This window comes from Pseudomonas sp. 22189, assembly GCF_052045635.1.
In the GTDB taxonomy this organism is placed as follows: Bacteria; Pseudomonadota; Gammaproteobacteria; order Pseudomonadales; family Pseudomonadaceae; genus Aquipseudomonas; species Aquipseudomonas parakoreensis.
In genome coordinates this window covers 315,477-341,948 of sequence record NZ_JBQEPG010000002.1, presented here as the reverse complement: position 1 = coordinate 341,948, position 26,472 = coordinate 315,477, and the positions used below count along the sequence as shown (strand labels likewise).

Here is a 26,472-nt window from a genome sequence, read left to right as displayed (position 1 = left end):
AACGTAGAACTCAGGTGTTTCCGTAGATCAAAAGATCGCAGCCTGCGGCAGCTCCTACCCAGTAATCTTTGGCCCTGAAGCCTGCATTCCGTTAAGATAGCCCGCTTTTTCAAGGTGGGAGTCAGGCAGCATGGCGCAGCAGTATCAACCGGGGCAACGCTGGATCAGTGACAGCGAAGCAGAGCTTGGTTTAGGCACCGTTCTGGCACAGGACGGCCGCTTGTTGACCGTGCTTTACCCGGCCACTGGCGAAACCCGCCAGTACGCGCTACGGAATGCGCCCCTCACCCGCGTGCGGTTCTCGCCGGGTGACACGATTACTCACTTCGAAGGCTGGAAGATGACCGTGCGCGAAGTCGACGACGTCGACGGGCTGATGGTCTATCACGGTCTCAACGGGCAGAACGAAGCCGTCACCCTGCCGGAAACCCAGCTGTCGAACTTCATTCAGTTCCGTCTGGCCAGCGACCGTCTGTTCGCCGGACAGATCGACCCGCTGCCATGGTTCTCCCTGCGCTACAACACCCTGGAACACACCAGCCGCCAATTGCAGTCCTCGCTCTGGGGCCTGGGCGGCGTGCGTGCGCAACCGATCGCGCACCAGTTGCACATCGCCCGTGAAGTCGCCGACCGCATCGCGCCACGGGTTCTGCTGGCAGACGAAGTGGGCCTGGGGAAAACCATCGAAGCCGGTCTGGTGATCCATCGCCAACTGCTCTCGGGCCGCGCCAATCGCGTGCTGATTCTGGTGCCGGAAAACCTGCAGCACCAGTGGCTGGTGGAAATGCGCCGCCGCTTCAACCTGCAGGTCGCGCTGTTCGACGAAGAACGCTTCATTGAAAGCGATGCCACCAACCCGTTCGAAGACACCCAGCTGGCATTGGTTGCCCTGGAATGGCTGGTCGAAGACGAGAAGGCGCAGGATGCACTGTTCGCCGCCGGCTGGGACCTGATGGTGGTCGACGAAGCCCATCACCTGGTGTGGCATGAAGACAAGGTCAGCCCGGAGTACGCGCTGGTCGAGCAACTGGCGGAAGTGATTCCCGGTGTACTGCTGCTCACCGCGACCCCGGAACAACTCGGTCAGGACAGCCACTTCGCCCGTCTGCGCCTGCTCGACCCGAACCGTTTCCATGACCTGGCCGCGTTCCGCGCCGAGAGCGAGAACTATCGCCCGGTGGCTGAAGCCGTTCAGGAACTGCTCGACAAGGGGCGCCTGTCGCCGGAAGCGCACAAGACCATCCACGGTTTCCTCGGCAACGAAGGCGAAGCCTTGCTGACCGCGGTCAACGATGGCGACAGCGAAGCCAGCGCCCGTCTGGTGCGTGAGCTGCTCGACCGCCACGGCACCGGCCGCGTACTGTTCCGTAACACCCGCGCCGCCGTGCAGGGTTTCCCCGAGCGTAAACTGCACCCTTACCCGCTGCCATGCCCGGACGAATACCTCGAACTGCCGCTGGGCGATCACGCCGAGCTGTACCCGGAAGTCAGCTTCCAGGCCCAGCCGGACGCCAGCGAAGAAGAGCGCTGGTGGAAATTCGACCCGCGCGTCGAGTGGCTGATCGATCAGCTGAAAATGCTCAAGCGCACCAAAGTGCTGGTGATCTGCGCCCACGCCGAAACCGCGATGGACCTGGAAGATGCCCTGCGCGTGCGTTCCGGCATTCCGGCCACGGTGTTCCATGAAGGCATGAACATCCTTGAGCGTGACCGCGCCGCCGCCTACTTCGCCGACGAAGAGTTCGGCGCGCAAGTGCTGATCTGCTCGGAAATCGGCAGTGAGGGTCGCAACTTCCAGTTCGCTCATCACCTGGTGCTGTTCGATCTGCCATCGCACCCGGACCTGCTCGAGCAGCGCATCGGTCGTCTCGACCGGATCGGCCAGAAGCACATCATCGAACTGCACGTGCCGTACCTGGAAACCAGCCCGCAAGAGCGCCTGTTCCAGTGGTACCACGAAGCATTGAACGCGTTCCTCAACACCTGCCCGACCGGCAACGCCTTGCAGCATCAGTTCGGCCCGCGCCTGCTGCCGCTGCTCGAAGAAGCCGATGACGGCGAGTGGCAAGCACTGATCGACGAGGCCCGCACCGAGCGCGAGCGTCTGGAACAAGAGCTGCACACCGGTCGCGACCGTCTGCTGGAACTCAACTCCGGCGGTGCTGGCGAAGGGGATGCGCTGGTCGAGGCGATCCTTGAACAGGACGACCAGTTCGCCCTGCCGATTTACATGGAAACCCTGTTCGATGCGTTCGGCATCGACAGCGAAGACCACTCGGAAAACGCCCTGATCCTCAAGCCGAGCGAGAAGATGCTCGACGCCAGCTTCCCGCTGGGCGACGACGAAGGTGTGACCATCACCTACGACCGCAACCAGGCGCTGTCGCGCGAAGACATGCAGTTCATCACCTGGGAACACCCGATGGTGCAGGGCGGCATGGACCTGGTGCTGTCCGGTTCGATGGGCAACACCGCCGTCGCGCTGATCAAGAACAAGGCACTGAAACCGGGCACCGTGCTGCTGGAACTGCTCTATGTCAGCGAAGTGGTTGCCCCGCGTTCGCTGCAACTGGGCCGCTACCTGCCACCGGCCGCCTTGCGCTGCCTGCTCGATGCCAACGGTAACGACCTGTCGCCACGGGTCTCGTTCGCAACCCTCAACGATCAACTGGAAAGCGTACCTCGCGCCAGCGCCAACAAGTTCATCCAGGCCCAGCGCGATCAGCTGACGCCACGGATCAACGCGGGTGAAGACAAGGTCACTCCGCGTCACGCCGAGCGCGTGGCCGAGGCCCGGCGCCGTCTGGCAGCCGACACCGAAGAAGAACTGGCGCGCCTGACCGCGTTGCAAGCGGTCAACCCGACCGTGCGCGACAGCGAACTCGATGCGTTGCGCCAGCAGCGTGAACAGGGTCTGGCGATGCTGGATAAAGCGGCGCTGCGTCTGGAAGCGATTCGGGTACTTGTGGCGGGTTAAGCCACCCTGCCCCACCGCTGTAAATGAAAAGGCCCGCAGTGATGCGGGCCTTTTTGTTTGCCNNNNAGGGTTTGGAGTGTTTACAAAATTATGCGTGTGACTCGGTCACTGTGGGAGCTGGCTTGCCAGCGATAGCAATCATGCAGTCGCCACAGAAACATCAGGCTCAACCACTGCCACCAACCCCTCCTTCATCCGCTGCGCATCCCGCACAAAACACCGCGCGGCCAGAAACAGAAACACCATGGTGAAAAACAGCGCCACCGGAATCAGATACATCGCGTCATGCAGGCCGACAGCCTTGAACGCCTCGGTCATCTGCTCAGCCCCCGCCGAAAGCATCGCCGACTTGGCAAAGTGATCGGACAAGGCCCCCACCACCACCGGCCCCAAGCCGCCGCCGAGCAAGTACAACCCGGCAAAGAACAACGCCATCGCCGTGGCCCGCAGGCGTGGTTCGACCACGTCCTGGATCGCCGTGTACACGCAGGTGTAGAAGTTATAGGCAAACAGCCAGCCGACGCTGAACACCGCGACGAACACGCCGATCTCGACCCGTCCGGCGTGCAACGCCCAGGCCGTGCACAGGGTCGAGATGATCAGACTGAAGCCGGCAAACAGCAGCCGGCCGTTGGCGACTCGCTGATGAATCTTGTCAGCGAGCCAGCCGCCGAGTGTCAGGCCGATCAACCCGGTGATCCCCACAATCACCCCGGTTGCCACCGCCGCGTCCTGCAACGGCATCAGGAAGTAGCGCTGCAGCATCGGCACCAGGAACGAGTTGCAGGCATAGGTGGCGAAGTTGAAACACAGGCCCGCCATCACCAGCCAAAGGAACGTCGGCACGGCGAGGACACGGCGGATCGGTCTGTCGACTTTATCCTGGGACACCTGCACGGTTTCCGCCGCGCCGCGCTTGGGTTCCTTGATGAAGAACATGAACACCGCGAGGATCAGCCCCGGCACCGCCGCGATAAAGAACGGCGCACGCCAGCTGTCGAACGCCTTGACCATCGCACCGATGGTGAAGAACGCCAGCAACAATCCCAAGGGCAGCCCGAGCATGAAAATGCCCATGGCCCGCGCCCGGCGGTGTGCCGGGAACAGGTCGCCGATCAGCGAGTTGGCGGCCGGTGCATAACTGGCTTCGCCAATGCCGATCCCCATGCGCACCAACAGAAAGCTCCAGAAACTACCAACCAGACCGTTGACCGCCGTCAGTGCGCTCCAGGTCGCCAGGCCCCAGCCCATCAGTTTGCTGCGCGAGCCAGTGTCGGCCATGCGGCCTAACGGCAGACCGGCAATCGCATAAACCAGGGTAAACGCGGTACCGACGATCCCCAGTTGAAAGTCACTCAGGTGCCACTCCATGCGGATCGGCTCGATGATGATCGCCGGAATGGTGCGGTCGAAGAAGTTGAACAGGTTGGCAAGGAACAACAGGAACAGAATGCGCCAGGCATTCGCCGCTTGGGTCGAGTTCTGCATGGGTCCGTCTCTTTATTGTTATGAGGGCTTCACTGCCGACGCATCCGAGCCCGGAACCTGCAATCTAGACAGGCGGTGCGTAGCTGTCTGTGATCATTCGTCAAGCTGATAATGAGCCATGGCTCTGTAAAGAAACGTAAGCCCTTGATAACGCAGCAATCCCCCGTAAACCGGGGGTTTAGAGGCAAAACCCGGCTACAAAAAAATACTTTCGCGCCCCCCTTCCCAAGTTCATGGCGAAGCCTAGAATAGCCGCCGGATCCGTCCGGATTCGCCGATCAACCCCTTTGATGCCCTCCTAATGTCCGAAGTCAGTCCGTGTCTGAATTGCGGTGCCTGCTGTTCCCATTTTCGCGTGTCTTTTTTCTGGGGTGAATGCGCCTCCTCCGGCGGCACAGTGCCCGATGAGCTGGTGACGCAGATCAGCCCCAGCCGGGTGGCGATGAACGGCACCGACTGCAAGTCACCGCGTTGTACGGCGTTGGTCGGCGAGGTGGGCAGTCAGGTGCAGTGCTCGATTTATGAGCAGCGCTCCAGCCCCTGCCGCGAATTCGAATCGTCCTGGGAGAACGGTGAACAGAATGTCGATTGCGACAAGGCCCGCGCCCGCTTCGGCTTGCCGCCCCTTGAGAAGGACTGGAATCAGATCCCCTACGACCAGAGCGCCTGACGCTTAGCGCCAATCGCTATGAGGCTCATGCCGAAATGGTTGGCGCCAATATGCCACTATCGCTTGCACGATAAAAACCGCCTCTATACTCCTCTCATTCGCCTGCGTTTCTGACGCAGAAGGGACGACTTCAGAGACGGGGATGCTATGGAGTGGCTTGGTTTGCAGTTTGTTACCGAGCTGCCGGACGGCGGGCAGGTCATTCTCGATTGCACACACAATCCCTTGCTGGTGCTGGTGGCTTATCTGGTCGCCTGCGCCGCGAGTTTTGCCACCCTCGACATGGCCGAGCGGGTCGGCCATGCCGAAGACCCGGGCTCGCAACGGGTCTGGCGCTGGATCGGCGCCACTTGCCTGGCCGGCGGTATCTGGGCGATGCACTTCATTGCCATGCTGGCGTTCCAGACACCGATCGAAATCCATTACGAACTGGCCACCACCCTGTTTTCCCTGGTGATCGCCCTGCTCGCTTCGTGGCTGGCGATGCACACCCTGAGCGTGCCCCATCCCTCACGGGTGCATTACCTGAAAACCGCCATCGTCATTGGCTTGGGCATCGCCGGCATGCATTACGTCGGCATGGCGGCGATGCACTCGGTGGCCACCGCCTATTACGAGCCGCTGTTGTTCTGCCTGTCGATCGTGATTGCGATCAGCGCCAGTTTCGCCGCGCTGTGGGTCGCCGGTTACTTGCGTGAAGGCAGTGGGCGTTTTCATCAACTGTTCAAATACACCGCCGCGATCATCCTCGGCGCCGGCATCATCAGCATGCATTTCACCGGGATGGCCGCGTTGCATCTGGTGTTGCCCGAAGGCGCCACGCCGACCTTGAGTGCCGAAACCAATCACCTGCAACTGGGCCTGACCATCGCGCTGATCACACTGTTGATTCTCGGCAGCGCGATCAGCGCGGCACTGGCCGACAAGAAACTGCAAAGCAAGGAGCAGGATCTGCGCCGAGTCAATGCCCTGCTCAGCCAGCTCGATCAGGCTCGGATGTCGCTGCAACAAGTGGCCAATTACGACGCCCTGACCAACCTGATCAACCGTCGCGGTTTCAACCAGATCTTCGCCGAGAAACTCAGCCAGAAAACCAGCGAAGGCGGCATGCTCGCGGTGATGTTTCTCGACATCGACCACTTCAAGCGGATCAACGACAGCCTCGGCCATGACGCCGGCGACGCCCTGCTCAAAGTCATCGCCAACCACATCAAAGGCTCGGTGCGCAGCCATGAAGACGTGGTCGCACGCTTTGGCGGTGACGAGTTCTGCATCCTGATCGGCCTGCACGACCGCGAGGAAGCGCGCAGCATGGCGCAACGGATCATGCAGAAAATGAAGGAGCCGATCGAATTGGCCGGACGTCGTATGGTGATGACCACCAGCATCGGTATCAGCCTGTTCCCCAACGACGGCACCAGCTGCGAAGAACTGCTCAAGCACGCCGATCTGGCGTTGTATCAGTCCAAGGGTGCCGGGCGTAACGGCCTGCATTTTTTCAGTTCGAACATGAAGACCCGCGCCAGCCTCGAACTGCAACTGGAAGAAGAACTGCGCCAGGCTTTGCGTGAAGACCACGGGCTGACGCTGTATTACCAACCCATCTTCGAACTGAAAACCGGCCGGGTGACCAAACTCGAAGCGTTGATTCGCTGGCAGCATCCGGTGCATGGCCTGCTGGCCCCGGACCGTTTCATCGCGATTGCCGAAACCAACGGCCTGATCGCCGAACTGGACAACTGGGTGCTTCGCCGCGCCTGCACCGACCTCGGCGAACTGACGCGCCACGGCTGCAACGAACTGAAAATCGCCTGGAACTGCTCACCGCTCAACCTGGCCCGGGAAGAACTGGCCAACGAAATCGAAAGTGCACTGCGCAGCGCTGGGGTCGCGCCGGAACGGCTGGAGCTGGAAGTCACCGAAAACGCACTGATGGGCAACATCGCCAACACGCTGGTGCTGTTGCGGCAGATCCGGGCCCTCGGCGTATCGCTGTCGATCGACGACTTCGGCACCGGATACTCATCGTTGGCCTACCTCAAACGTCTGCCGCTCAATACGCTGAAAATCGACCGCTCGTTCATCCTCGACATTCCTGCGGCGACCGCCGACATGGAGATCGTCCAGGCGATCATCGTCATGGCCCACACCCTGCACTTGCAGGTGGTGACCGAAGGCGTGGAAAGCCTGGAGCAGTACGAGTTTCTCGAACGTTCGGGCTGCGACTTCATTCAGGGGTATCTGCTCAGCCGCCCGGTGCCGCTGGATGAACTCCGTCCGGTGCTGGAGGAAATCAACCAGCGCAAACACGCGCATTCGGTCAATCCACTGAGTCTGGCGCGCGGTACATGCGTACCAGAGTCGCTGGATCCTTCTGCAAAAAACCCTGTGCCCCATGCAGGCGCATCAGTTGTGCGGCCAATCCGCTGATCGGCGTGGCCGAGCCTTGTTCGCGGGAGAATTTCACCGCCGTATCGAGATCCTTGAGCAGCGTGCGCACGTGCCATTTCACCGGTTCAAAACGGCTTTCGGCCATTTGCGGGGCGAGGATCTGCAGCGGTTTCGAATCGGCAAAGCCACCGGCCAGCGCTTCGGCAATCAAGCGCGCATCGACTCCGGCCTGTTCGGCCAGCGCCACCACTTCGGCAATCACCAACGCGTTGCAAGCGACGATCATCTGATTGCAAGCCTTGGTCACCTGCCCCGCGCCAATGCCGCCCATGTGCGTGACGCGCTGACCGAGGTTGAGCAGCATCGGGCGTACCCGATCCAGATCCGTCACCGCACCACCGACCATGATCGCCAGGCTGCCCGCCTCGGCACCGACCACGCCGCCGGACACCGGTGAATCAAGCCAGGCCATGCCGGTCCTGCCTGCCAAGTCGGCGGCCATCTCGCGAGTAGCCGTCGGTTCGAGGCTGGAGAAGTCCACCAGCAACTGGCCGTTTTTCGCACCTTCAACAACGCCGCCAGTGCCAAACACCACCTCGCGCACCACCGCCGTATCGGCCAGACAGAGCATCACCACGTCCGCGTGTTCGCACAGCTCGGCTGGAGTCGCCACCTGCCGGGCGCCGGCTTCAACCAGGGGCGCGCACTTGGCCGGGTTGCGGTTCCACACGGTCAACGGGTAGCCCGCCGCCAGCAAACGGTGGCACATGGGCAAGCCCATCAGGCCGATTCCGGCAAAGCCCAACGAAGGTAGCGTTGACATCATTTTGCCTCTTTTCGATTAAAGATCACCGAATAATGGCCGATTCATGAACGATCAGGAAAGGATTCCCCCGCGCGACGATCAGGCCAAGCCCCTGACGCCCGGGCCAAATACGCGCAGTCAAAGACGCGAGATCCTCTTTCCGTGAGGCTCGATGACAACGGTCGCCGAGCCAACCCTGTCCAGGTATATGGCGCACAATGACTTCTAAAAACAATCCGGCCACTGCGGTATCCGATCTGCCCCTGAGCCCTGCGGCGAACAGCCCGGCTCCGATGAAGCCATTGCCTCCTTCGCGCCCGCTGGGCACTCAGCAATATCTGTATTACACCGAAACCAACACCGACCGCATCCTCGACAACCTCGACGGTCTGCGTGACCTGGTGTTCCCGCGCCCGCCGCACCTGGAAGGCGACAACGAACAGCACAACGACCAGGAATTCCCGTCGGTATGCCTGATCGGCCTCGGTCGCTGCGGCTCGAACATCGCCCTCGACGTCGCGGAGTTGGTGTACAACGCGCGCAAGTTCTACCTCAACGAATTCAACAACGAAGACCGCGCCGCTGACCGGCGTCTGGCCGACAAGGGCTACAGCCCGGCCCAGTGGATCAAGCAGAATCTGCGGATCGGCCCGAACAAGTCGAGCAAACCGGTGTTCCTGGTCGAACCGCTGGTGATGCTCGGCGACCTCGACAAGGACATCGCCGGGCGCATCCGATTCTCGCGCAAGGGCGAGAAAAGCGGCTTTCTGCGCGATTACAGCAAAATGAAGATCATGGACTTGTCCGAAGTCCATGCCGGTGGCGCCGGTAACGCGCCGATCCTCGGTCAGTACCTGGCCAAGATCATCCTCAACAAGGACACCCAGCGCTTCTCCAGCCCTGACTGGAAAATGATCCACTCGTACCTGATCGACAGCTGCGGCATCAAGGCCAACCAGTCGCGCCTGTACTTCTCGATCTTCAGTGCCGGCGGCGGTACCGGTTCGGGCATGGCTTCGGAATTCGGCCTGGCCCAGCAGCACTCGTACATGAACAAGACCTTCGACACCAAGCCGATGGACGAGCATGACGGCAAGAGCGGGCATTCGTTCGTGTTCGAGCCGATCTTCACCAGCGGCATCTGCGTGCTGCCGAACATTTCCGATCACCGCAGCGAAATGTCTGAGGCGCTGCACATCAACGCCGGACGCCTGTTGTGCAAATACCTGTCGGAAGAATGGGATTTCTCCTACAACTTCGCCAATGAAGACAGCAGCGAAGCCAGCGTCATGGGCCGTATTCGCCCTTGGAACGCGATGATGCTGATCTCCAACGACATCATGCGTTACGCCGAAGAGAGCGATGACGGCAACATCCAGAACATTGATGTCAATGCGATGGAGAAGCACGCCAACCAGTACATCTCCCAGCAGATCTTCAACATTCTGACGGCGCAGGCGGTGACCACCGACTACGACCAGAACTACTTCCGCCGCGCCGGCATCGACATCGGCGAAACAATTCGCCTGGATGCCAACGACTTGTTCATGAGCCTGGCCGGCCCGGTGGCGATTGCCTACGCCGAATCGGTGGTGCCGGAAACCCCGCCGCCGAGCAGCGACAAGTTCAAGGTATTCGACAAAGAGCCGCAGCGCCTGAACATCGACGATCTGTTCTTCCGTTCGATCGACCTGCCGCACTTCAACAAGGTCACCCAGGCCATCGAAGGCATCAGCCTGCTGCCAATCGAATCCAAGCGCTATCGCGCGTCGCTGGAGCAGTACAAGAATTCCGGCTACGACGCCGCCGCCCTGCACGACCTGCACTTCTTCAAGAACTGCTCATCGGTGGTGTCGATCGTTTCGTTGCCGAAAGACTACAAGCTGTCCTACATGGATCTGAACCGGTTGAAGACCCACCTCAACAGCCTGTTCCCCAACACCACACTCAAGCGTTATGCGCTGGTGATCGGTGCGTCGGCCAACCTGTCGCTGACCACCCTGATCGCCAAGAGTCCGTGCCTGTCGGACGATTTCCTGACCCTGATCGTGGCGTTCATCAAGCGTTGCTTCGCCAAGACCCCGTACCGTTTCGACGAGACCCTGGACAACTCGATCCTCGACTTCATCATTAATGAAGACTTTGACGAAGACCGCATCGACGACCTGCTCAACGAGTTCGAAAACCCGGCGAAGATCCTCGACACCAACTGGTACGCGATCAAGCCGATGTACGAGAAGAAATACCGCGAACTGATCAACGACAAGGACAAGTTTGTTTCGATCAACGACATTCGCCTGTCGCGCGACTGCGTGAAGAAGTCGATCAAGTACCTGCGCGAGATCTACCGTCACCGCATCGGCAAGACCAAGGTTATTTCCCTGAATAACCATACCGGGAAGACTTACTCGGTCTGATCGAAGACCGAGTCGCTCCCTTCGCGAGCAGGCTCGCTCCCACAANAAATGTGGGAGCGAGCCTGCTCGCGAAGAGGCCACTCCACACACTGCAAAACCTTCATCGCCAACATCAAGAAACAATTAAGCAGCTCTCAGGCTGCTCAATAAACTGTTCCCGTTACGTTTACGTCACCGTGAGGCCACGCACGCTTGTGGCCTTTCTCTACGGCAACGTGCCATCACGCTACTCGGCTACACACTTTCCGGCGCACGAAGAGCGCACCATCAAGGTGCACACACTCAGGCCTGCGCCCTTTCCTGGACCAGAATCCACGGCCTTACCACCACCGCCCACATCTGCGGATCACGCTCGAAAATATCCAGCGCCCGCGTTTCAGACAGCTTGGCGACCTTGTCTTCGGCCAGCCAGGCGGCGACTTTCTCGCCATCATCCGAGGCTACGGCCTCGGCAGCGGCGATCAAATCCAGGGCCGGGTCGACCCACAATAGGGCACCCTTGGCGAAGAACGGCTCCAGCTCTTTCCAGGTAATAGATGCGGTTTCACCAAGCAGCTTGGCATAGAGGGTGCTAGGTTCTTGATTCATGGGTTTGTCCGGAAAAGAAATCGACGCGAATGATAACGTCGGTGGTTCGGCAGAAAAACCCGGTTGCAAATGGCTTCACCGAACGAAAAGAGCAGGAACGCCAAGGAATGCTGCTGTTTGGGGCATAAGCCCCCCGAAAGCCCCGCCGCAATTCTGTCTTTTTCATTCAAAAATGCGACACCCACAAGTTTTGCCCCCTGGCGCCAGCTTCCCAGGCCAACAACCGGCGCTCTACACTGTACCGGTACAGTTGCCGGGGGCATTTCCGGAGGGTATCGCCAAGATATCTGACCCGGTTCTGCTGCTACGGCGCCAGAACTCAAAAAAATTACAACAGTAAGAGTGGAGCACTATGACTAAGGCTACTAAGCAGATTTCCAAACTGTTTGCCGCTATGGTTCTGGCCGGGGTTGCCAGCCATTCGTTCGCCGCTGACACCATCAAGATCGGTATCGCCGGCCCTAAAACCGGTCCTGTAGCCCAATACGGCGACATGCAGTTCAGTGGCGCGAAAATGGCCATCGAGCAGATCAACGCCAAGGGCGGCGTCGACGGCAAGAAACTCGAAGCCGTTGAATACGATGACGCGTGCGATCCGAAACAAGCCGTAGCGGTCGCGAACAAGGTCGTCAACGACGGCGTCAAGTTCGTGGTTGGTCACCTGTGCTCCAGCTCCACTCAGCCTGCTTCGGACATCTACGAAGACGAAGGCGTGGTGATGATCACCCCGGCTGCCACCAGCCCGGACATCACCGCCCGTGGTTACAAAATGGTCTTCCGCACCATCGGTCTGGACAGCGCCCAGGGCCCTGCCGCCGGTAACTACATTGCCGATCACGTGAAGCCGAAAATCGTTGCCGTACTGCACGACAAGCAGCAATACGGTGAAGGCATCGCCACCGCCGTCAAGGCGACTCTTGAGAAGAAAGGCGTGAAAGTCGCCGTGTTCGAAGGCGTCAACGCCGGCGACAAAGACTTCTCCTCGATGATCGCCAAGCTCAAACAAGCCAACGTCGACTTCGTTTACTACGGCGGCTACCACCCGGAGCTGGGCCTGATCCTGCGTCAATCCCAGGAAAAAGGCCTGAAAGCCAAGTTCATGGGCCCGGAAGGCGTGGGTAACGACTCCATTTCGCAGATCGCCAAAGAGTCCTCCGAAGGCCTGCTGGTGACCCTGCCGAAATCCTTCGACCAGGATCCGGCCAACGTTGCCCTGGCAGATGCGTTCAAGGCGAAGAAAGAAGACCCGAGCGGCCCGTTCGTGTTCCCTTCCTACTCGGCGGTTGAAGTGATTGCCGAAGGCATCAAGGCAGCCAAGTCCGAAGACGCAGCCAAAGTGGCCGCAGCCATTCACGCCGGCACCTTCAAGACCCCTACCGGCGACCTGAGCTTCGACGCCAAGGGCGACCTGAAGGACTTCAAATTTGTGGTTTACGAGTGGCACTTCGGCAAACCGAAAACTGAAGTTTCGCCTCAGTAAGGCGCGCCCTGACTGACTGCCAATAAAGCCCACGGCGTGCCGTGGGCTTTGTTTTACGAATGTATGGGCCGCGCTGGCGTGATCCGCCAGTCTCCCCACCTGAAAATCTCAAAACCGTCATCAGCGGTTCGCTGGCAAAACCCGGATTCGAAGTGGATAAAGATCCACGGGGCCGGGCGGGAAAATGACTCCACCAGTGAAATGCGTATCAGGTTTTTAGGAGCGTTGTAATGCCTGACATCTATCACTTCTTCCAACAGCTGGTTAATGGCCTGACCATTGGCAGCACGTATGCCCTGATCGCCATCGGCTATACGATGGTCTACGGCATCATTGGAATGATCAACTTCGCCCACGGCGAGGTGTACATGATCGGTTCCTACGTGGCGTTCATCGCCATCGCCGGGCTGGCCATGATGGGAATCGACAACGTCCCGCTGTTGATGACCGCCGCGTTCATCGCGAGCATCGTCGTCACCAGTTCCTACGGTTACAGCATCGAACGGATCGCCTACCGCCCCCTGCGCGGCAGCAACCGTCTGATTCCGCTGATTTCCGCGATCGGTATGTCGATCTTCCTGCAGAACACGGTTCTGCTCGCGCAAGACTCCAAGGACAAATCCATCCCCAACCTGATCCCCGGCAACTTCTCCATCGGGCCAGGTGGCGCACATGAAGTGCTGATTTCCTACATGCAAATCGTGGTGTTCGTGGTGACCCTGGTCGCCATGCTCGGCCTCACGCTGTTCATCTCCCGCTCTCGCCTGGGTCGCGCCTGCCGCGCCTGCGCCGAAGACATCAAGATGGCCAACCTGCTGGGCATCAACACCAACAACATCATCGCCCTGACCTTCGTCATCGGTGCTGCGCTGGCGGCCGTTGCGGCTGTGCTGCTGAGCATGCAGTACGGCGTGATCAACCCCAACGCCGGTTTCCTCGTCGGCCTCAAGGCCTTCACCGCTGCGGTACTCGGCGGGATCGGCAGCATCCCCGGCGCCATGCTCGGCGGGCTGGTGCTCGGGGTGGCGGAAGCCTTTGGCGCCGATATCTTCGGCGACCAGTACAAGGACGTCGTGGCTTTCGGCTTGTTGGTTCTGGTGCTGTTGTTCCGTCCGACCGGCATTCTGGGCCGTCCGGAGGTTGAGAAAGTATGACTAGGAATCTTAAACAGGCACTGTTCAGTGCCTTGCTGGTGTGGGCCGTGGCCTACCCGGTACTCGGTCTGAAACTGACCATTGTCGGCATCAACCTCGAAGTGCACGGCACCAGCCCGGCCATTCTGGCGACCATCGCCGTGTGCTCGGTGCTGATGTTCCTGCGGGTGCTGTTCAACCAGCAGATCAGCAAGGCGTGGAAATCCTCGCCGGGCCTGCCGTTGATCCCGGCCAAAGCCAGCAACTTCCTGACCCTGCCGACCACGCAACGCTACATCATCATTGCGCTGATCCTCGGTGCACTGGTGTGGCCGTTCTTCGGCTCGCGTGGCGCGGTGGACATTGCCACGCTGATCCTGATCTACGTGATGCTCGGCCTCGGCCTGAACATCGTCGTCGGTCTGGCCGGTCTGCTCGATCTGGGTTACGTCGGCTTCTACGCCGTCGGCGCCTACAGCTACGCGCTGCTGTCGCACTACTACGGCCTGAGCTTCTGGATCTGCCTGCCGATTGCCGGCCTGATGGCGGCGACGTTCGGCTTCCTGCTGGGCTTCCCGGTGTTGCGTCTGCGCGGTGACTATCTGGCGATCGTGACCCTGGGCTTCGGCGAGATCATCCGGCTGTTCCTGCGTAACCTAACGGACATCACCGGCGGTCCGAACGGTATCAGCAACATCGAGAAACCGACGTTCTTCGGCCTGACCTTCGAACGCAAAGCGGCGGAAGGCCTGCAAACCTTCCACGAGTATTTCGGCCTCGAATACAACTCGATCAACAAGGTGATTTTCCTGTACCTGGTTGCTCTGTTGCTGGCACTGGCGGCGCTGTTCATCATCAACCGTCTGCTGCGCATGCCGATCGGCCGTGCGTGGGAAGCGCTGCGTGAAGACGAAATCGCCTGCCGCGCACTTGGCCTCAACCCGACCGTGATCAAGCTGTCGGCGTTCACCCTGGGCGCGAGCTTCGCCGGTTTCGCCGGCAGCTTCTTCGCCGCCCGTCAGGGGCTGGTGACACCGGAGTCGTTCACCTTCATCGAGTCGGCGATCATTCTCGCCATCGTTGTGCTGGGTGGCATGGGCTCGCAGCTGGGCGTGATTCTCGCGGCCGTGGTGATGATCCTGTTGCCGGAAATGATGCGTGAATTCAGCGAATACCGGATGTTGATGTTCGGTGCGCTGATGGTGTTGATGATGATCTGGCGTCCACAAGGTCTGCTGCCGATGCAACGCCCACACATGGAGTTGCGAAAATGAGCCGCGAGATCCTGAAAGTCGAAAACCTGAGCATGCGCTTCGGCGGCTTGCTGGCGGTCAATGGCGTGGCCCTGACCGTCAAGGAAAAACAAGTGGTGGCGCTGATCGGGCCGAACGGCGCGGGCAAAACCACCGTGTTCAACTGCCTGACCGGTTTCTACCAGCCATCGGGCGGCAGCATCCTGCTCGACGGCGAGCCCATCCAGGGCCTGCCGGGGCACAAAATCGCCCTCAAGGGCGTGGTGCGCACCTTCCAGAACGTGCGGCTGTTCAAGGACATGACGGCGGTCGAGAACCTGTTGATCGCGCAGCACCGTCACCTGAACACCAACTTCCTGTCCGGTCTGTTCAAGACCCCGGCGTTCCGCAAGAGCGAGCGCGAGGCCATGGAGTACGCCGAATACTGGCTGGAAAAGGTCAACCTGAAAGAGTTCGCCAACCGTACCGCCGGCACCCTGGCCTACGGTCAGCAACGGCGCCTGGAAATCGCCCGCTGCATGATGACCCGTCCGCGGATCCTCATGCTCGACGAACCGGCCGCCGGCCTGAACCCGAAGGAAACCGAAGACCTCAAGGCGCTGATCAGCGTGCTGCGTGAAGAGCACAACGTGACCGTGCTGCTGATCGAACACGACATGAAACTGGTCATGAGCATTTCCGACCACATCGTCGTGATCAACCAGGGCACACCGCTGGCCGATGGCACGCCGGAACAGATCCGCGACAATCCTGAAGTGATCAAAGCCTACCTGGGGGAAGCGTAAATGCTGCAGTTCGAAAACGTTTCCACCTTCTACGGCAAGATCCAGGCCCTGCACAGCGTCAACGTCGAAGTCCGTCAGGGCGAGATCGTGACCCTGATCGGCGCCAACGGTGCCGGCAAGTCCACGCTGCTGATGACGCTCTGCGGTTCACCGCAGGCGCACAGCGGCAGCATCCGCTACATGGGTGAGGAACTGGTCGGCCAGGACTCGTCGCAGATCATGCGCAAGAGCATCGCCGTGGTGCCGGAAGGTCGTCGGGTATTCGCCCGGCTGACCGTCGAAGAAAACCTGTCGATGGGTGGTTTCTTCACCGACAAGGGCGACTATCAGGAGCAGATGGACAAGGTCCTCGGCCTGTTCCCGCGCCTGAAAGAACGCTTCAACCAGCGCGGCGGCACCATGTCCGGCGGCGAACAGCAAATGCTCGCCATCGGCCGCGCGCTGATGAGCAAGCCCAAACTGCTGCTGCTCGACGAGCCGTCGCTGGGCCTGGCACCGATCATCATCCAGCAGATCTTCGACATCATCGAACAACTGCGCAAGGACGGTGTAACGGTGTTCCTGGTCGAGCAGAACGCCAACCAGGCGCTGAAAATCGCTGACCGTGCGTACGTTCTGGAGAACGGCCGCGTGGTCATGCAAGGTACTGGTGAAGCGCTGCTGACCGACCCGAAAGTGCGCGAGGCGTACCTCGGCGGTTGAGGCTTTTCGCTGAACAAAAAAACGGCCTTCGGGCCGTTTTTTTATACCTCACACATCCCCCGTGTAGGAGCTGCCGCAGGCTGCGATCTTTTGACTTTGCCTTTTGCAAGATCAAAAGATCGCAGCCTGCGGCAGCTCCTACAGGGAAGCGCCGTCAGTACGGGTTGCAGTACTGCGCCACCGCCGTCGCCTGATCGACATACGGCCGGGCCGGTTCAAGGTTCCACTCAGGCTTGTTCCTCACCGGTTTGCCGTCGTAGACCGCCGCCAGATGGCAAACCATCTGCCGCCGCAACGACCCGCCATTGACGCTGTACTCGCGCCATTGCGCATCGTCCTTGTGCTTGTTGTACAGCTCGGCAAACATCCGGTCGGTCTGGTCGTCCTTGATTGCCCGCCCGCACGCGGTCGGCACTACCGAGAGCGACCAGGTGTTCGGCCCCAGTTTCGGATCGGGACGCTGCACCCAGGTGCTGGACTCGATGTACTTGTCGCAAAATTTTGGTGCGGCCGGCGTCGAGGTCTGGATGCACGAGAAAGAGGCCTTGGCGACCGGCGTTCTCGGGAAGTCGATCTTGATGATGTTGCGATCCTTGCCGGTCTTGGCCTTGTAGTCCTTTTGATTGGCCAACGCATCGTTCAGACCGCGCTGATCGCTGTAGAAGAACGCCAGAATCGGCAGCTCATCGGTTTTCGGGTTACCCAGACGCAGCTCGGTCTGAGTCTGAAACTCGCGGCTGTTGATGACTTTGCGCGCGCCCATGAAATTGCGAAAGGCGTCGACCCGCTCCTTGCTGCTCATCGGATTGCGCATGTTGAAGCCGCACTGCAACTGGTCCTGCTGGCGATTGTTGTTGTACTGGGTGAAGTGCGCGACCCAGGCATTCGGCGTGGTGATCGGTGGTTTCATGGCCTGACAGACTGCTTCGGTCGGGGCGGTGTTCTTGTTGTCGCCACAGCCACGGTCGTTGCGAAAGTCGGTCCAGGCATCGTTGGGAAACGCGCAATAGACATGCACCGGCGTCTCGGGGTCTTTCACCAGATCCCGTGGCGTAATCAGGTAGCCGTTCTGCGTGCTCATGCCGGGGTCTTCATAACTGATGCCGTCGGCGCGCATGAACGAGGCGGCAAACGTGCCCAGCTCCACGGCTTTCGGGCTGGGGTTCCAGACGTCCCACTTTTGCCCCTTGGCCGGATCGGCGCGGTGCGTGCCGCGCACCAGCAGCCCCGAGCAGTCCGATGCGGGGTCCTGCCCGCAACTGTCGACGGTATTGTTATAGAGCTTTTCCACCTTCCTCAGCGTCTCGTCGCATGACTCGGCACTGGCCCATGCCGCATGCACCAACAGCGGCAATACGAGCAACGGGGCGATCCTGTTCAAACGTTTCTTCATGGCTTGCATCTCCTTGATTAGCCAACACACTCAACGCGGGACCGGGTTGCAACCCGCGGCGCGAGTCTCGCTGTCCGACAACGCCGGCCTGAACGGTTCCAGATTCCATGGCGTCTTGTTGCGGTAATTGACCAGCACGCAGCGCAGTTGCTGACGCATGCTGCCAGCGGACTTTTCGTTGTCGCGCCAGTTGCTGTCCGGCCCCTTGAGGGCGAACAACTGATCGTACAGAGCGCCGACCTGCTCACCGGGCAAGGCGCGCCCCGCCGCGGTGGGCACGATGCTCAGGCTCCATTCATCCTTGCGGGTGCCGGGGTCGTAACGTTTGATCCAGTCGGCGGAGGCGATGTATTGCGGCACCGGGGCCCCACCCACCACCATTTCGGCGATCGCCTGATCGGCAGCGACATAGCTGAAACGCTGTTCGGCTGGCTTGGTGAAGTCCAGACGCAGGATCGGCACGCTGTAGCCCTGGGCCTGGAGTTTTTTCTGGAAATTGCGCGCGCTGTTCAGACCGTTCTCCGGTTTCGGCGGCGCCTGATCACCGCGGGTCGCAAAATTCTGCGTGCTGTTGACGTTGTAGATGAAGGCATCGATGTACTTCATGTTTTCGCTGCCATCGTTGCTCGCGGTGGCGTTCTTCAACATGAACTCGTTGACCTGGGCACTGAAGGCAAAGGGGTCCTTGTTGGTGGTGTTCGGGCGCGACTCATGCACGCGGATCATCGCGTGCCAGTCGCTGGGTTTTTCCGCGTTCCAAGAACACTGGCTGTACTGGATCGGCCCCTTCATCAGCCCGGTGTATTTCTGCGTCCACTGCTCGGCGGTGGTGACACCCGCCTCGGCACAAGTGCCGTAGGCCAGTGCGGCATTGCGGTTGTTCAGCGTGCCTTGCGCCGCACGCGGCGGTTCGCGGCTGTCGAAGAAGCCGCAGCCATACCACTTGCGCTCCGGCCCGGTACCGCCATCAAACGCATAGATGCAGGTGAAGCCCTGCTCCTTGACCGGCAGCTTCAGCGCCGCTGCATCGGTGGGTGTGCGCAGGATGAAACCGGCCGGGTGAATGAGAATGCGCGTACTCAGATCCTTGCGAATCCACGAGTAGGACGTCGCGCCGATCTTGATTGCATAAGGGCTGTAATCCCACGGATTGAAGGGCCCGTCATTGACCATGCGCAGGGTCACGCCGCTGCAGTAATACAGCCCGCGCGCGGCGCCGGTATCGGGTTCCTGGCAAGCGTCCTTGAGGGTGTTGTAGTTGCTGTTGATGCGCTTGAGCGTGTCCAGCGGATCAACCTGCGTCTGGGCGCAAGCCGTGCCGAACAGCAGGGGCAGCGTGCAGGCGAGCGTAAAAGATGAAGTCGTGCGCAATAGCGCAGCGCGGACTGATCGATCCTTCGTCATGAGATACCGTCCTGGTAAATCGGCCTGTGACAGGGGCCGTTGCAATGACTATAGACGCGCAACCACAGAAATCCCCTGTAGGAGCTGCCGCAGGCTGCGATCTTTTGATCTGGCTTCTGGTTTTAAAATCAAAGTCAAAAGATCGCAGCCTGCGGCAGCTCCTACAGGGTTTTGCATTTTTTTCTGAAAAATTTCGGTGGCGCTGTAACGCATCGCCATGGGCGTTCTCTAGTGGGGTAAGCAAGCGCACTTCGCTTGTAAAACCCAAGCTCAAATCTGGAGAAACATCATGACTGCTACCACTCGTACCCTGTCCGCCGCTGCACTGGTTCTGGCTCTTGGTTCCGCCCTGAGCATGACTGCCGTTTCCAGCGCCAATGCCGCCGACAACAGCAACATGGAAAAATGCTTCGGTGTGGCCATGAAGGGTCACAACGATTGCGCCGCGGGCGCAGGCACCACATGTGCCGGCACCGCGAAAATGGATTACCAGGCCAACTCCTGGAAGTTCGTGCCAAAAGGCACCTGCACCACCACCGAGAGCAAAACCTCGCCGACCGGCTTCGGTCAGATGGAAGCCTTCAAAGCCAAGTCCTGATCCACGACCTGCCCGAGTGACGCTCATGTTCACCCTCAACGAACCTGTCCCACCGCGCACTCGGGCAGTCCTCTGCGGGCTCCCGCCCCGCGCGGGGCTGGGACTCAAGACCGGGCACTTTCGTGAAGTGCTCGGCACCCAACCGGACATCGGTTTCTTTGAAGTCCACGCCGAAAACTACATGGTCGACGGCGGTCCGTTTCATCATTTTCTCGGGTTGATCCGCGAGCAGTATCCGCTGTCGCTGCACGGCGTCGGGCTGTCGATCGGGGCCGAAGGGCCACTGGATCTGCAACACCTGCAACGCCTGCAAACACTGATCGAGCGTTATCAACCGCAAGCCTTTTCCGAACACCTGGCCTGGTCGAGCCACGGCCCGGTGTTCCTCAATGACCTGCTGCCGCTGGCGTATGACACGCCGACGCTTGACCGCGTCTGCGCGCATATCGACCAAGTGCAGAACACCCTCAAGCGCCCGATGCTGCTGGAAAACCCAGCGACCTATCTTGGCTTCGAGCGCTCGACCATCGACGAGCCGGCGTTCATCACCGAGGTGATCCGCCGCAGCGGTTGCGGTCTGCTGCTTGACGTCAACAACGTCTACGTCTCGTGCATTAACCATCAACGCGATCCACTGACCTACCTCGACGCACTGCCTTTGCACGCGGTTGGCGAGATTCATCTGGCCGGGTTCGCCGAAGACGCCGACAGCCTCGGCGACCGCTTGCTGATCGATGATCACGGCGCGCCGGTTGATGATGCCGTCTGGGCGTTATACCGACAGGCACTCGAACGTGTTGGCCCGGTGGCAACCTTGATCGAACGGGACAATCACCTCCCGACGTTCAACGTGCTGCTGGCCGAGGCACAGCAGGCCGAAGCGTTGCTGCGGCGCTCAAGGAGTCAGCCATGAACACTCAAGCCGACTTCAGCGCCGCCCTGCTCGACACTCGCCTGCCCTGCCCCGCCGGCCTGTTCAGCGCCAACGGTGCCGATCCTGCCAGCCGATTCCTGGTGTATCGCAATAACGTGCAAGGCTCGTTGATCAACGCGCTGGCCGACAGTTATCCGGTGGTGCAGCAGTTGGTCGGCGAGGAATTCTTCCGTAGCATGGCCGGCATATTCATCCAGCAGCAGCCGCCGCACAGTCCGTTGATGAGCCGTTACGGCGACGGTCTGGCGGACTTCATTGACGCATTCGAACCGGCGGCCGAGGTGCCGTATCTGGCCGATGTCGCACGGCTCGAACGCTTGCGCACCCGCGCTTATCACGCCGCCGATGCCGCGACGGTCAGTGCGCAACAGATCAGCGCTGCACTGGCCGATCCACAAACACTGGCCGAACTGCACATCGCCCTGCACCCCTCGCTGCACCTGCTCGACTCCGCCTACGCAGTGGTTTCGATCTGGGCCGCGCATCAGCAAGACACCACACTGGCGGATATCGATATCCATCAAGGGCAACACGCACTGGTGCTGCGCAACGGTCTGGAGGTCGAGGTCTTTGCCCTCGATCACGGCGCCAGCGTATTCATCCGCCATCTGCTCCATCACCGACCGCTGCTGCAAGCGGCGCAAGACAGCCCGCCCTTCGATCTGCCGCAGACCCTCGCCCTGCTGATCGGCCACCATGCCATCACCGACCTGAACAACAAGGTATCGCCATGAACAACCTCATCACTCGCGCCATCGGGCTAATGGAAAAGATTCCCCACAGCCTGATCGCCTTCATCGCCCGGTTCTCGATTGCCGCGGTGTTCTGGAAGTCCGGGCAGACCAAGGTCGAGGGACTGGCCATCGACTTGGTCGACGGCACCTTTCAACTCGGCTGGCCACGCTTGGCGGACTCGACAATTCCGTTGTTCCAGAGCGAATACACTGTGCCGCTGCTGTCACCGGAAATCGCCGCGCACATGGCAGCGTTCGCCGAACACTTCTTTCCAGTGCTGATATTAATTGGCTTCGCCACGAGGTTTTCGGCGCTGGCGCTACTGGGCATGACGCTGGTCATCGAGGTGTTTGTCTACCCCGATGCCTACCCGACCCATGGCACCTGGGCGGCGGTGTTGCTGTACCTGATGGCGACCGGGCCGGGGAAATTGTCGATCGATCACATGATCGCCAGGTACTACAAACGCTGATGTCTGATGTCTCTGATGTCTCTGTAGGAGCTGCCGAAGGCTGCGATCTTTTGACCTNAAAATCAAAAGATCGCAGCCTTCGGCAGCTCCAGAGGTATCACAGGTATCACGGGTATCACGGGTATCACGGGCATCGTGGTCAATGCGCCAGGCGATCCAGCGCCTCGCCGCTGCGTTTGAACCAGCCAATCAGATAATCCGCCAGCACCTGCGTGCGTTTGGGCAACCCACCTTGGTACGGGTGCACCAGATACATCGGCATCCGGCGCGTCTGAAAATCGCGCAGCAGCCAGCGCAACCGGCCGTCAGCCAGTTCCGTTTGCAGCAGATACGACGGCAACCGTGCGATACCGGCGCCGGCCAGGGCGGCTTTCTTCAGCAGGTTGTAATGGTTGCTGGCGAACGGCCCCGACACCCGCACCCGGAGCAATTCGTGCTGTTGGTGATACAGCCATTCTTCACGGCCACTGTAATGACTGTTGAGCAGGCAGCGGTGTTCGGCCAGCTCCTGCGGGGTCAGCGGTTCGCCGAATTGTTCAAGGTATATCGGGCTGGCGCAGGTCAACTCCTGCCACGCCAGCAGGGGCTTGGCCACCAGCCGCTCGTCATTGGCCACCTCGGAGCGAATCGCCAGATCGAAGCCATCCCGGGACAGGTCGCGATAGTGGTTGTTCAGCTCCAGCTCGATCTGCACCTCGGGGTATTGCTGCGAGAACTCCAGCAGCAAGCCGTCAAAAAACGTTTCCCCCAGCGATACTGGCACCGTCATCCGCACCGGACCGGCCATGTCGTCTTTCAAACGCGCCAACGCCTGACGTGCCCGCTCCACTTGCACCACCAGCGCCTGGGCTTGCGGCAACAATGCGGCGCCCGCCGCTGTCAGGGTCAAGCGGCGCGTGGTGCGTTGCAGCAACACCACGGAAAACTGTGCTTCCAGCTGACTGATGCGTTTGGACAACTGGCCCTTGCTGCAACCCAGTTGCTGTGCCGCCAAGGTAAAACTGCCGGCCTCGATCAACACCGCGAACGCCGCCAGATCATCCATTTCGCTCATGGATTGTTTCCATTTGAAAACCAAAGGTTGCCTATTAGTGCGCTTATCTGCGGAAAAAACCACTCTAGACTGAAACCTCGTTCAACCCATTGAGGAACAGTCCCATGAAGATTCTGTTGATCGGTGCCGCCGGCACCATCGGTTCGGCCGTGGATAAAGAGCTGAGCCAGCGTCACGAAGTGATCCGCATTGGTCGCAGCAGCGGCGACTTCCAGGTGGACATCAGCGACAGCGCATCGATTCGCAAACTGTTCGAGCAAACCGGCAAGTTCGACGCGCTGATCTGCGCCGCCGGCAACGTAACCTTCGCCCCACTCGGCGAGATGAACGCTGACAGCTTTGCACTGGGCCTGAAAGACAAACTGATGGGCCAGGTCAACCTGCTGCTGATCGGCCGCGAATACGCCAACGACGGCGCCTCGTTCACCTTCACCAGCGGCGTGCTCAGCCACGACCCGATCCGTACCGGCGCCTCGGCGGCATTGGTCAACGGCGCACTGGACAGCTTCGTCAAAGCCGCCGCCATCGAGTTGCCGCGTGGCCTGCGCATCAACTCCATCAGCCCCACCGTGCTGCTGGAAGCCATGGGCAGCTACGCTCCGTACTTCCGTGGCTATAAGCCGGTTCCGGCAGCCGATGTGGCGCTGGCCTACGCGAAAAGTGTCGAAGGCCTGCAAACCGGTCAGACCTTTCACGTGGGCTAAACCCTTGTGATCAACGGTCAGCCTGCGTAACGTGGCGGCACTTGTCTGGAGAGCCGAAGATGCGTGTTGCCCGTTCGTTGATCGTTGTTGCCCTGCTGCCATTGTTCGCCGCCTGCCAGTTGCTCGACGGCCCGCGTGAAAGCGCGTCCCACGTCGGGCAATCCCGGATGCAGGGGCAATTGACGGCGGCCGACGGCAAACTGGTGTTCCAGCCCTGTGGCGAACAGCGTCAGTACGTGGTCAATGACATCGGCGGCACCAGCGTGCTGCAAGAGGCTGCGACCCTCGCCGATCAGCAGGGCAAGCTGTTTGCCGATGTACGCGGGAAGATCGCCGGCGACCGCCTCGACCTCGGTCAGTTGTATCGCGTCGAGCGTTCCGGCACCGCGTGCGATGACCCGAATTTCAAACTGTTGATCCTGCGCGCCGCCGGCCACGGTCCCGAGTGGAACGTCAAAGTCAGTGGCAAGGGCATGGTCATCGACCGTGAAGGCCAACCGGCGCTGGCCGTGCCGTATGTCGAAGAACAACTGGGCGACGGCCGCTTCAACCTCAGCAGCGAAGCCAACAACCAGCGCATCGAGTTGTGGGTCGCGCCGCAACGCTGCGTCGACAGCAGCACCGGCAGCGTGCAGCACATGAGCGCCGAGTTGCGCATCGACGGCAAGGTCGAGCGTGGTTGCGGGTATTTCGGCGGATCGCGCAACGACTGAGCGTTTTAGCCTCACCGGATCCGGCCTTTGCGGCTTATAATCGCGGCCTTCAAACGCCCTGGCGCCGTTGTGCGCCCCGCGAATCCGGATCCTCGCCATGTTACGAATCACCGAACTCAAGCTGCCAATCGACCATCCCGAAGAAGACCTGCGTGCCGCCATCGTGCAGCGCCTGGGCATCGCCAGCGATGACTTGCTCGATTTCACCTTGTTCAAGCGCAGCTACGACGCGCGCAAAAAGTCTTCCGAACTGTGCTTCATCTACACCATCGACCTCACCGTGCGCGACGAGGCCAAGGTGCTCGGCAAGTTCGCCGACGACCGTAACGTCAACGTGGCGCCGGATGTCAGCTACAAATTCGTCGGTCAGGCGCCGAGCGACCTGAGCCAGCGCCCGATCGTGGTCGGTTTCGGCCCGTGCGGGATTTTCGCCGGCCTGTTGCTGGCACAGATGGGCTTCAAGCCGATCATCCTCGAACGTGGCACTGAAGTCCGCCAGCGCACCAAGGACACCTGGGGTCTGTGGCGTAAAAGTGTGCTCAACCCCGAGTCCAACGTGCAGTTCGGCGAAGGCGGCGCGGGCACGTTCTCCGACGGCAAGCTGTACAGCCAGATCAAGGACCCGAAGTTCCTCGGCCGCAAAGTCCTGCACGAATTCGTCAAGGCCGGCGCGCCGGAAGAAATTCTCTATGTCAGCAAACCGCACATCGGTACCTTCCGTCTGACCGGCATGGTCGAGACCATGCGTGAAGAGATCCGCGCCCTGGGCGGCGAAGTACGCTTTCAGGAGCGCGTCACCGATGTGCTGATCGAAGACGGCCAACTGGTCGGCGTCGAGCTGGCGAGCGGTGAAACCCTGCATTCGAAACACGTAATCCTGGCCCTCGGCCACAGTGCCCGCGACACCTTCCGCATGCTCCACAGCCGTGGCGTGTTCATGGAAGCCAAGCCGTTCTCGGTGGGCTTCCGCATCGAACACCCGCAGTCGCTGATCGACCGTGCGCGGCTGGGCAAGTACGCCGGCCACCCGAAGCTGGGCGCTGCCGATTACAAACTGGTGCACCACGCCAAGAACGGCCGTTCGGTCTACAGCTTCTGCATGTGCCCGGGCGGCACCGTGGTCGCGGCGACGTCCGAGCCGAACCGCGTGGTCACCAACGGCATGAGCCAGTACTCGCGTAACGAGCGCAACGCCAACTCCGGGATCGTCGTCGGCATCACCCCGGAGGTCGATTACCCGGGCGGCCCGCTGGCCGGTATCGAGTTGCAGGAGCGTCTGGAGTCCCACGCGTTCATCCTCGGCGGCAGCGATTACAAGGCCCCCGCGCAACTGGTCGGCGACTTCATCAACGGCACCCCGTCCACCGAACTGGGCGAAGTCGAGCCGTCGTACAAACCGGGCGTGGCCCTGGGCGACCTGGCCCTGGCGCTGCCGGACTTTGCCATCGAAGCGATTCGTGAAGCGTTGCCGGCGTTCGAGAAGCAGATTCGTGGCTACTCGCTGCACGATGCCGTACTGACCGGCATCGAAACCCGCACCTCGTCGCCGCTGCGCATCACGCGTAACGAGTCGCTGCAGAGCATGAACGTCAAAGGTCTGTTCCCGGCCGGTGAAGGCGCGGGTTATGCGGGCGGGATTCTGTCGGCGGGTGTGGACGGGATTCGGATTGCCGAGGCCGTGGCGCGGGATATCCTCGGTCTGGAAGCCTGATCAGCCAAATCTGCAAAACGCGCAATCCTGTGGGAGCTGGCTTGCCAGCGATGACGGACTCAGAT

At 60.5% G+C, this 26,472-nt stretch carries 23 protein-coding genes; 16 read left to right on the top strand and 7 right to left on the bottom strand.

All coding sequences use genetic code 11. The features are described from left to right. Positions 1 to 130: 130 nt before the first annotated feature. A complete protein-coding gene (gene rapA, locus ACTJKS_RS03320; protein WP_041070553.1) occupies positions 131 to 2,977 on the top strand; it encodes an RNA polymerase-associated protein RapA in 2,847 nt (948 codons plus the stop codon). Between the two features lie 138 nt (positions 2,978 to 3,115). On the opposite strand, the gene ACTJKS_RS03315 is transcribed toward rapA, so the two are convergent. Further along, positions 3,116 to 4,465 (bottom strand): spinster family MFS transporter, encoded by a 1,350-nt coding sequence (locus ACTJKS_RS03315; protein ID WP_108181900.1) that lies wholly within the window; start codon positions 4,463 to 4,465, stop codon positions 3,116 to 3,118. A 301-nt stretch (positions 4,466 to 4,766) separates the two neighbouring features. On the opposite strand from ACTJKS_RS03315, the gene ACTJKS_RS03310 reads away from it, so the two are divergent. Together ACTJKS_RS03310 and ACTJKS_RS03305 are read left to right on the top strand one after the other, a co-directional pair. Beyond that, the gene (locus ACTJKS_RS03310; RefSeq protein ID WP_041070557.1) at positions 4,767 to 5,135 is read left to right on the top strand and encodes a YkgJ family cysteine cluster protein; all 369 of its coding nucleotides are present in this window, start codon (positions 4,767 to 4,769) and stop codon (positions 5,133 to 5,135) included. 147 nt (positions 5,136 to 5,282) lie between these two features. Then, on the top strand, positions 5,283 to 7,565 hold the full coding sequence (locus tag ACTJKS_RS03305) for a putative bifunctional diguanylate cyclase/phosphodiesterase (RefSeq protein ID WP_108181899.1): 2,283 nt from the start codon (positions 5,283 to 5,285) through the stop codon (positions 7,563 to 7,565). Here ACTJKS_RS03305 and ACTJKS_RS03300 read toward each other — a convergent pair. After that, the gene (locus ACTJKS_RS03300; protein WP_262949603.1) at positions 7,456 to 8,352 is read right to left on the bottom strand and encodes an NAD(P)-dependent oxidoreductase; all 897 of its coding nucleotides are present in this window, start codon (positions 8,350 to 8,352) and stop codon (positions 7,456 to 7,458) included. The two genes, ACTJKS_RS03305 and ACTJKS_RS03300, sit on opposite strands and share 110 nt — an antisense overlap. A gap of 197 nt (positions 8,353 to 8,549) precedes the next feature. Here ACTJKS_RS03300 and ACTJKS_RS03295 point away from each other — a divergent pair, with 197 nt between their 5' ends. Then, positions 8,550 to 10,748 carry a hypothetical protein gene (locus ACTJKS_RS03295; protein WP_041070561.1) on the top strand — a complete coding sequence of 733 codons (2,199 nt, stop codon included), beginning with the start codon at positions 8,550 to 8,552 and terminating at the stop codon, positions 10,746 to 10,748. Between the two features lie 282 nt (positions 10,749 to 11,030). On the opposite strand, the gene ACTJKS_RS03290 is transcribed toward ACTJKS_RS03295, so the two are convergent. Then, positions 11,031 to 11,336, bottom strand: a complete 306-nt coding sequence (locus tag ACTJKS_RS03290) for a DUF2288 domain-containing protein (RefSeq protein ID WP_041070563.1) — start codon at positions 11,334 to 11,336, stop codon at positions 11,031 to 11,033. 352 nt (positions 11,337 to 11,688) lie between these two features. Between ACTJKS_RS03290 and ACTJKS_RS03285 the strand changes: the two genes are divergently transcribed. From ACTJKS_RS03285 to ACTJKS_RS03265, 5 genes are all read left to right on the top strand, one after another. After that, positions 11,689 to 12,816: a branched-chain amino acid ABC transporter substrate-binding protein gene (locus ACTJKS_RS03285; protein ID WP_041070565.1), complete on the top strand. Its 1,128-nt coding sequence runs from the start codon at positions 11,689 to 11,691 to the stop codon at positions 12,814 to 12,816. 230 nt (positions 12,817 to 13,046) lie between these two features. Further along, on the top strand, positions 13,047 to 13,970 hold the full coding sequence (livH, locus tag ACTJKS_RS03280; protein ID WP_027614381.1) for a high-affinity branched-chain amino acid ABC transporter permease LivH: 924 nt from the start codon (positions 13,047 to 13,049) through the stop codon (positions 13,968 to 13,970). Further along, on the top strand, positions 13,967 to 15,223 hold the full coding sequence (locus ACTJKS_RS03275; RefSeq protein ID WP_041070567.1) for a high-affinity branched-chain amino acid ABC transporter permease LivM: 1,257 nt from the start codon (positions 13,967 to 13,969) through the stop codon (positions 15,221 to 15,223). The genes livH and ACTJKS_RS03275 overlap by 4 nt, the downstream gene beginning before the upstream one ends. Beyond that, the gene (livG, locus tag ACTJKS_RS03270; RefSeq protein WP_007969480.1) at positions 15,220 to 15,987 is read left to right on the top strand and encodes a high-affinity branched-chain amino acid ABC transporter ATP-binding protein LivG; all 768 of its coding nucleotides are present in this window, start codon (positions 15,220 to 15,222) and stop codon (positions 15,985 to 15,987) included. Before ACTJKS_RS03275 ends, livG begins: the two co-directional genes overlap by 4 nt. Then, positions 15,988 to 16,689 (top strand): ABC transporter ATP-binding protein, encoded by a 702-nt coding sequence (locus ACTJKS_RS03265; RefSeq protein ID WP_003222380.1) that lies wholly within the window; start codon positions 15,988 to 15,990, stop codon positions 16,687 to 16,689. It abuts the gene before it with no gap. 154 nt (positions 16,690 to 16,843) lie between these two features. On the opposite strand, the gene ACTJKS_RS03260 is transcribed toward ACTJKS_RS03265, so the two are convergent. From ACTJKS_RS03260 to ACTJKS_RS03250, 3 genes are read right to left on the bottom strand one after another with little or no spacing between them, the layout of a single operon-like run. After that, entirely contained in the window at positions 16,844 to 18,082 is a 1,239-nt protein-coding gene (locus ACTJKS_RS03260) for a DUF2599 domain-containing protein (protein WP_108181898.1), read from the bottom strand. Between the two features lie 30 nt (positions 18,083 to 18,112). Further along, a complete protein-coding gene (locus tag ACTJKS_RS03255) occupies positions 18,113 to 19,486 on the bottom strand; it encodes a DUF2599 domain-containing protein (RefSeq protein WP_108181897.1) in 1,374 nt (457 codons plus the stop codon). Between the two features lie 48 nt (positions 19,487 to 19,534). After that, a complete protein-coding gene (locus tag ACTJKS_RS03250) occupies positions 19,535 to 19,705 on the bottom strand; it encodes a hypothetical protein (protein WP_262947960.1) in 171 nt (56 codons plus the stop codon). Positions 19,706 to 19,775: 70 nt separating this feature from the next. On the opposite strand from ACTJKS_RS03250, the gene ACTJKS_RS03245 reads away from it, so the two are divergent. From ACTJKS_RS03245 to ACTJKS_RS03230, 4 genes are read left to right on the top strand one after another with little or no spacing between them, the layout of a single operon-like run. Then, positions 19,776 to 20,084 (top strand): BufA1 family periplasmic bufferin-type metallophore, encoded by a 309-nt coding sequence (locus ACTJKS_RS03245; RefSeq protein ID WP_007969475.1) that lies wholly within the window; start codon positions 19,776 to 19,778, stop codon positions 20,082 to 20,084. Positions 20,085 to 20,109: 25 nt separating this feature from the next. Further along, complete coding sequence (gene bufB / locus ACTJKS_RS03240) at positions 20,110 to 20,997, top strand: MNIO family bufferin maturase (protein ID WP_108181896.1); 888 nt, start codon at positions 20,110 to 20,112, stop codon at positions 20,995 to 20,997. Further along, complete coding sequence (locus ACTJKS_RS03235; RefSeq protein WP_108181895.1) at positions 20,994 to 21,752, top strand: HvfC/BufC N-terminal domain-containing protein; 759 nt, start codon at positions 20,994 to 20,996, stop codon at positions 21,750 to 21,752. Before bufB ends, ACTJKS_RS03235 begins: the two co-directional genes overlap by 4 nt. Continuing rightward, positions 21,749 to 22,225: a DoxX family protein gene (locus tag ACTJKS_RS03230; protein ID WP_108181894.1), complete on the top strand. Its 477-nt coding sequence runs from the start codon at positions 21,749 to 21,751 to the stop codon at positions 22,223 to 22,225. The genes ACTJKS_RS03235 and ACTJKS_RS03230 overlap by 4 nt, the downstream gene beginning before the upstream one ends. A gap of 139 nt (positions 22,226 to 22,364) precedes the next feature. Here the strand turns inward: ACTJKS_RS03230 and ACTJKS_RS03225 are convergent, their stop codons facing one another. After that, the gene (locus tag ACTJKS_RS03225) at positions 22,365 to 23,279 is read right to left on the bottom strand and encodes a LysR family transcriptional regulator (RefSeq protein ID WP_108181893.1); all 915 of its coding nucleotides are present in this window, start codon (positions 23,277 to 23,279) and stop codon (positions 22,365 to 22,367) included. A 104-nt stretch (positions 23,280 to 23,383) separates the two neighbouring features. On the opposite strand from ACTJKS_RS03225, the gene ACTJKS_RS03220 reads away from it, so the two are divergent. The 3 genes from ACTJKS_RS03220 (at position 23,384) to ACTJKS_RS03210 (ending at position 26,407) form a co-directional block, all read left to right on the top strand. Continuing rightward, positions 23,384 to 23,983, top strand: a complete 600-nt coding sequence (locus ACTJKS_RS03220) for a short chain dehydrogenase (protein WP_108181892.1) — start codon at positions 23,384 to 23,386, stop codon at positions 23,981 to 23,983. Between the two features lie 59 nt (positions 23,984 to 24,042). Beyond that, positions 24,043 to 24,696 (top strand): COG3650 family protein, encoded by a 654-nt coding sequence (locus tag ACTJKS_RS03215; RefSeq protein ID WP_103485731.1) that lies wholly within the window; start codon positions 24,043 to 24,045, stop codon positions 24,694 to 24,696. A 97-nt stretch (positions 24,697 to 24,793) separates the two neighbouring features. Next, entirely contained in the window at positions 24,794 to 26,407 is a 1,614-nt protein-coding gene (locus ACTJKS_RS03210; RefSeq protein ID WP_095667341.1) for an NAD(P)/FAD-dependent oxidoreductase, read from the top strand. Positions 26,408 to 26,472 lie beyond the last annotated feature (65 nt).

What these genes read in the sequence shown, in the direction of transcription:
- rapA (WP_041070553.1), top strand. Translation starts at nt 131, where the DNA reads ATGGCGCAGCAGTATCAACCGGGGCAACGCTGGATCAGTGACAGCGAA.
- ACTJKS_RS03315 (WP_108181900.1), bottom strand. Translation starts at nt 4,465, where the DNA reads ATGCAGAACTCGACCCAAGCGGCGAATGCCTGGCGCATTCTGTTCCTG.
- ACTJKS_RS03310 (WP_041070557.1), top strand. Translation starts at nt 4,767, where the DNA reads ATGTCCGAAGTCAGTCCGTGTCTGAATTGCGGTGCCTGCTGTTCCCAT.
- ACTJKS_RS03305 (WP_108181899.1), top strand. Translation starts at nt 5,283, where the DNA reads ATGGAGTGGCTTGGTTTGCAGTTTGTTACCGAGCTGCCGGACGGCGGG.
- ACTJKS_RS03300 (WP_262949603.1), bottom strand. Translation starts at nt 8,352, where the DNA reads ATGATGTCAACGCTACCTTCGTTGGGCTTTGCCGGAATCGGCCTGATG.
- ACTJKS_RS03295 (WP_041070561.1), top strand. Translation starts at nt 8,550, where the DNA reads ATGACTTCTAAAAACAATCCGGCCACTGCGGTATCCGATCTGCCCCTG.
- ACTJKS_RS03290 (WP_041070563.1), bottom strand. Translation starts at nt 11,336, where the DNA reads ATGAATCAAGAACCTAGCACCCTCTATGCCAAGCTGCTTGGTGAAACC.
- ACTJKS_RS03285 (WP_041070565.1), top strand. Translation starts at nt 11,689, where the DNA reads ATGACTAAGGCTACTAAGCAGATTTCCAAACTGTTTGCCGCTATGGTT.
- livH (WP_027614381.1), top strand. Translation starts at nt 13,047, where the DNA reads ATGCCTGACATCTATCACTTCTTCCAACAGCTGGTTAATGGCCTGACC.
- ACTJKS_RS03275 (WP_041070567.1), top strand. Translation starts at nt 13,967, where the DNA reads ATGACTAGGAATCTTAAACAGGCACTGTTCAGTGCCTTGCTGGTGTGG.
- livG (WP_007969480.1), top strand. Translation starts at nt 15,220, where the DNA reads ATGAGCCGCGAGATCCTGAAAGTCGAAAACCTGAGCATGCGCTTCGGC.
- ACTJKS_RS03265 (WP_003222380.1), top strand. Translation starts at nt 15,988, where the DNA reads ATGCTGCAGTTCGAAAACGTTTCCACCTTCTACGGCAAGATCCAGGCC.
- ACTJKS_RS03260 (WP_108181898.1), bottom strand. Translation starts at nt 18,082, where the DNA reads ATGAAGAAACGTTTGAACAGGATCGCCCCGTTGCTCGTATTGCCGCTG.
- ACTJKS_RS03255 (WP_108181897.1), bottom strand. Translation starts at nt 19,486, where the DNA reads ATGACGAAGGATCGATCAGTCCGCGCTGCGCTATTGCGCACGACTTCA.
- ACTJKS_RS03250 (WP_262947960.1), bottom strand. Translation starts at nt 19,705, where the DNA reads ATGGCGATGCGTTACAGCGCCACCGAAATTTTTCAGAAAAAAATGCAA.
- ACTJKS_RS03245 (WP_007969475.1), top strand. Translation starts at nt 19,776, where the DNA reads ATGACTGCTACCACTCGTACCCTGTCCGCCGCTGCACTGGTTCTGGCT.
- bufB (WP_108181896.1), top strand. Translation starts at nt 20,110, where the DNA reads ATGTTCACCCTCAACGAACCTGTCCCACCGCGCACTCGGGCAGTCCTC.
- ACTJKS_RS03235 (WP_108181895.1), top strand. Translation starts at nt 20,994, where the DNA reads ATGAACACTCAAGCCGACTTCAGCGCCGCCCTGCTCGACACTCGCCTG.
- ACTJKS_RS03230 (WP_108181894.1), top strand. Translation starts at nt 21,749, where the DNA reads ATGAACAACCTCATCACTCGCGCCATCGGGCTAATGGAAAAGATTCCC.
- ACTJKS_RS03225 (WP_108181893.1), bottom strand. Translation starts at nt 23,279, where the DNA reads ATGAGCGAAATGGATGATCTGGCGGCGTTCGCGGTGTTGATCGAGGCC.
- ACTJKS_RS03220 (WP_108181892.1), top strand. Translation starts at nt 23,384, where the DNA reads ATGAAGATTCTGTTGATCGGTGCCGCCGGCACCATCGGTTCGGCCGTG.
- ACTJKS_RS03215 (WP_103485731.1), top strand. Translation starts at nt 24,043, where the DNA reads ATGCGTGTTGCCCGTTCGTTGATCGTTGTTGCCCTGCTGCCATTGTTC.
- ACTJKS_RS03210 (WP_095667341.1), top strand. Translation starts at nt 24,794, where the DNA reads ATGTTACGAATCACCGAACTCAAGCTGCCAATCGACCATCCCGAAGAA.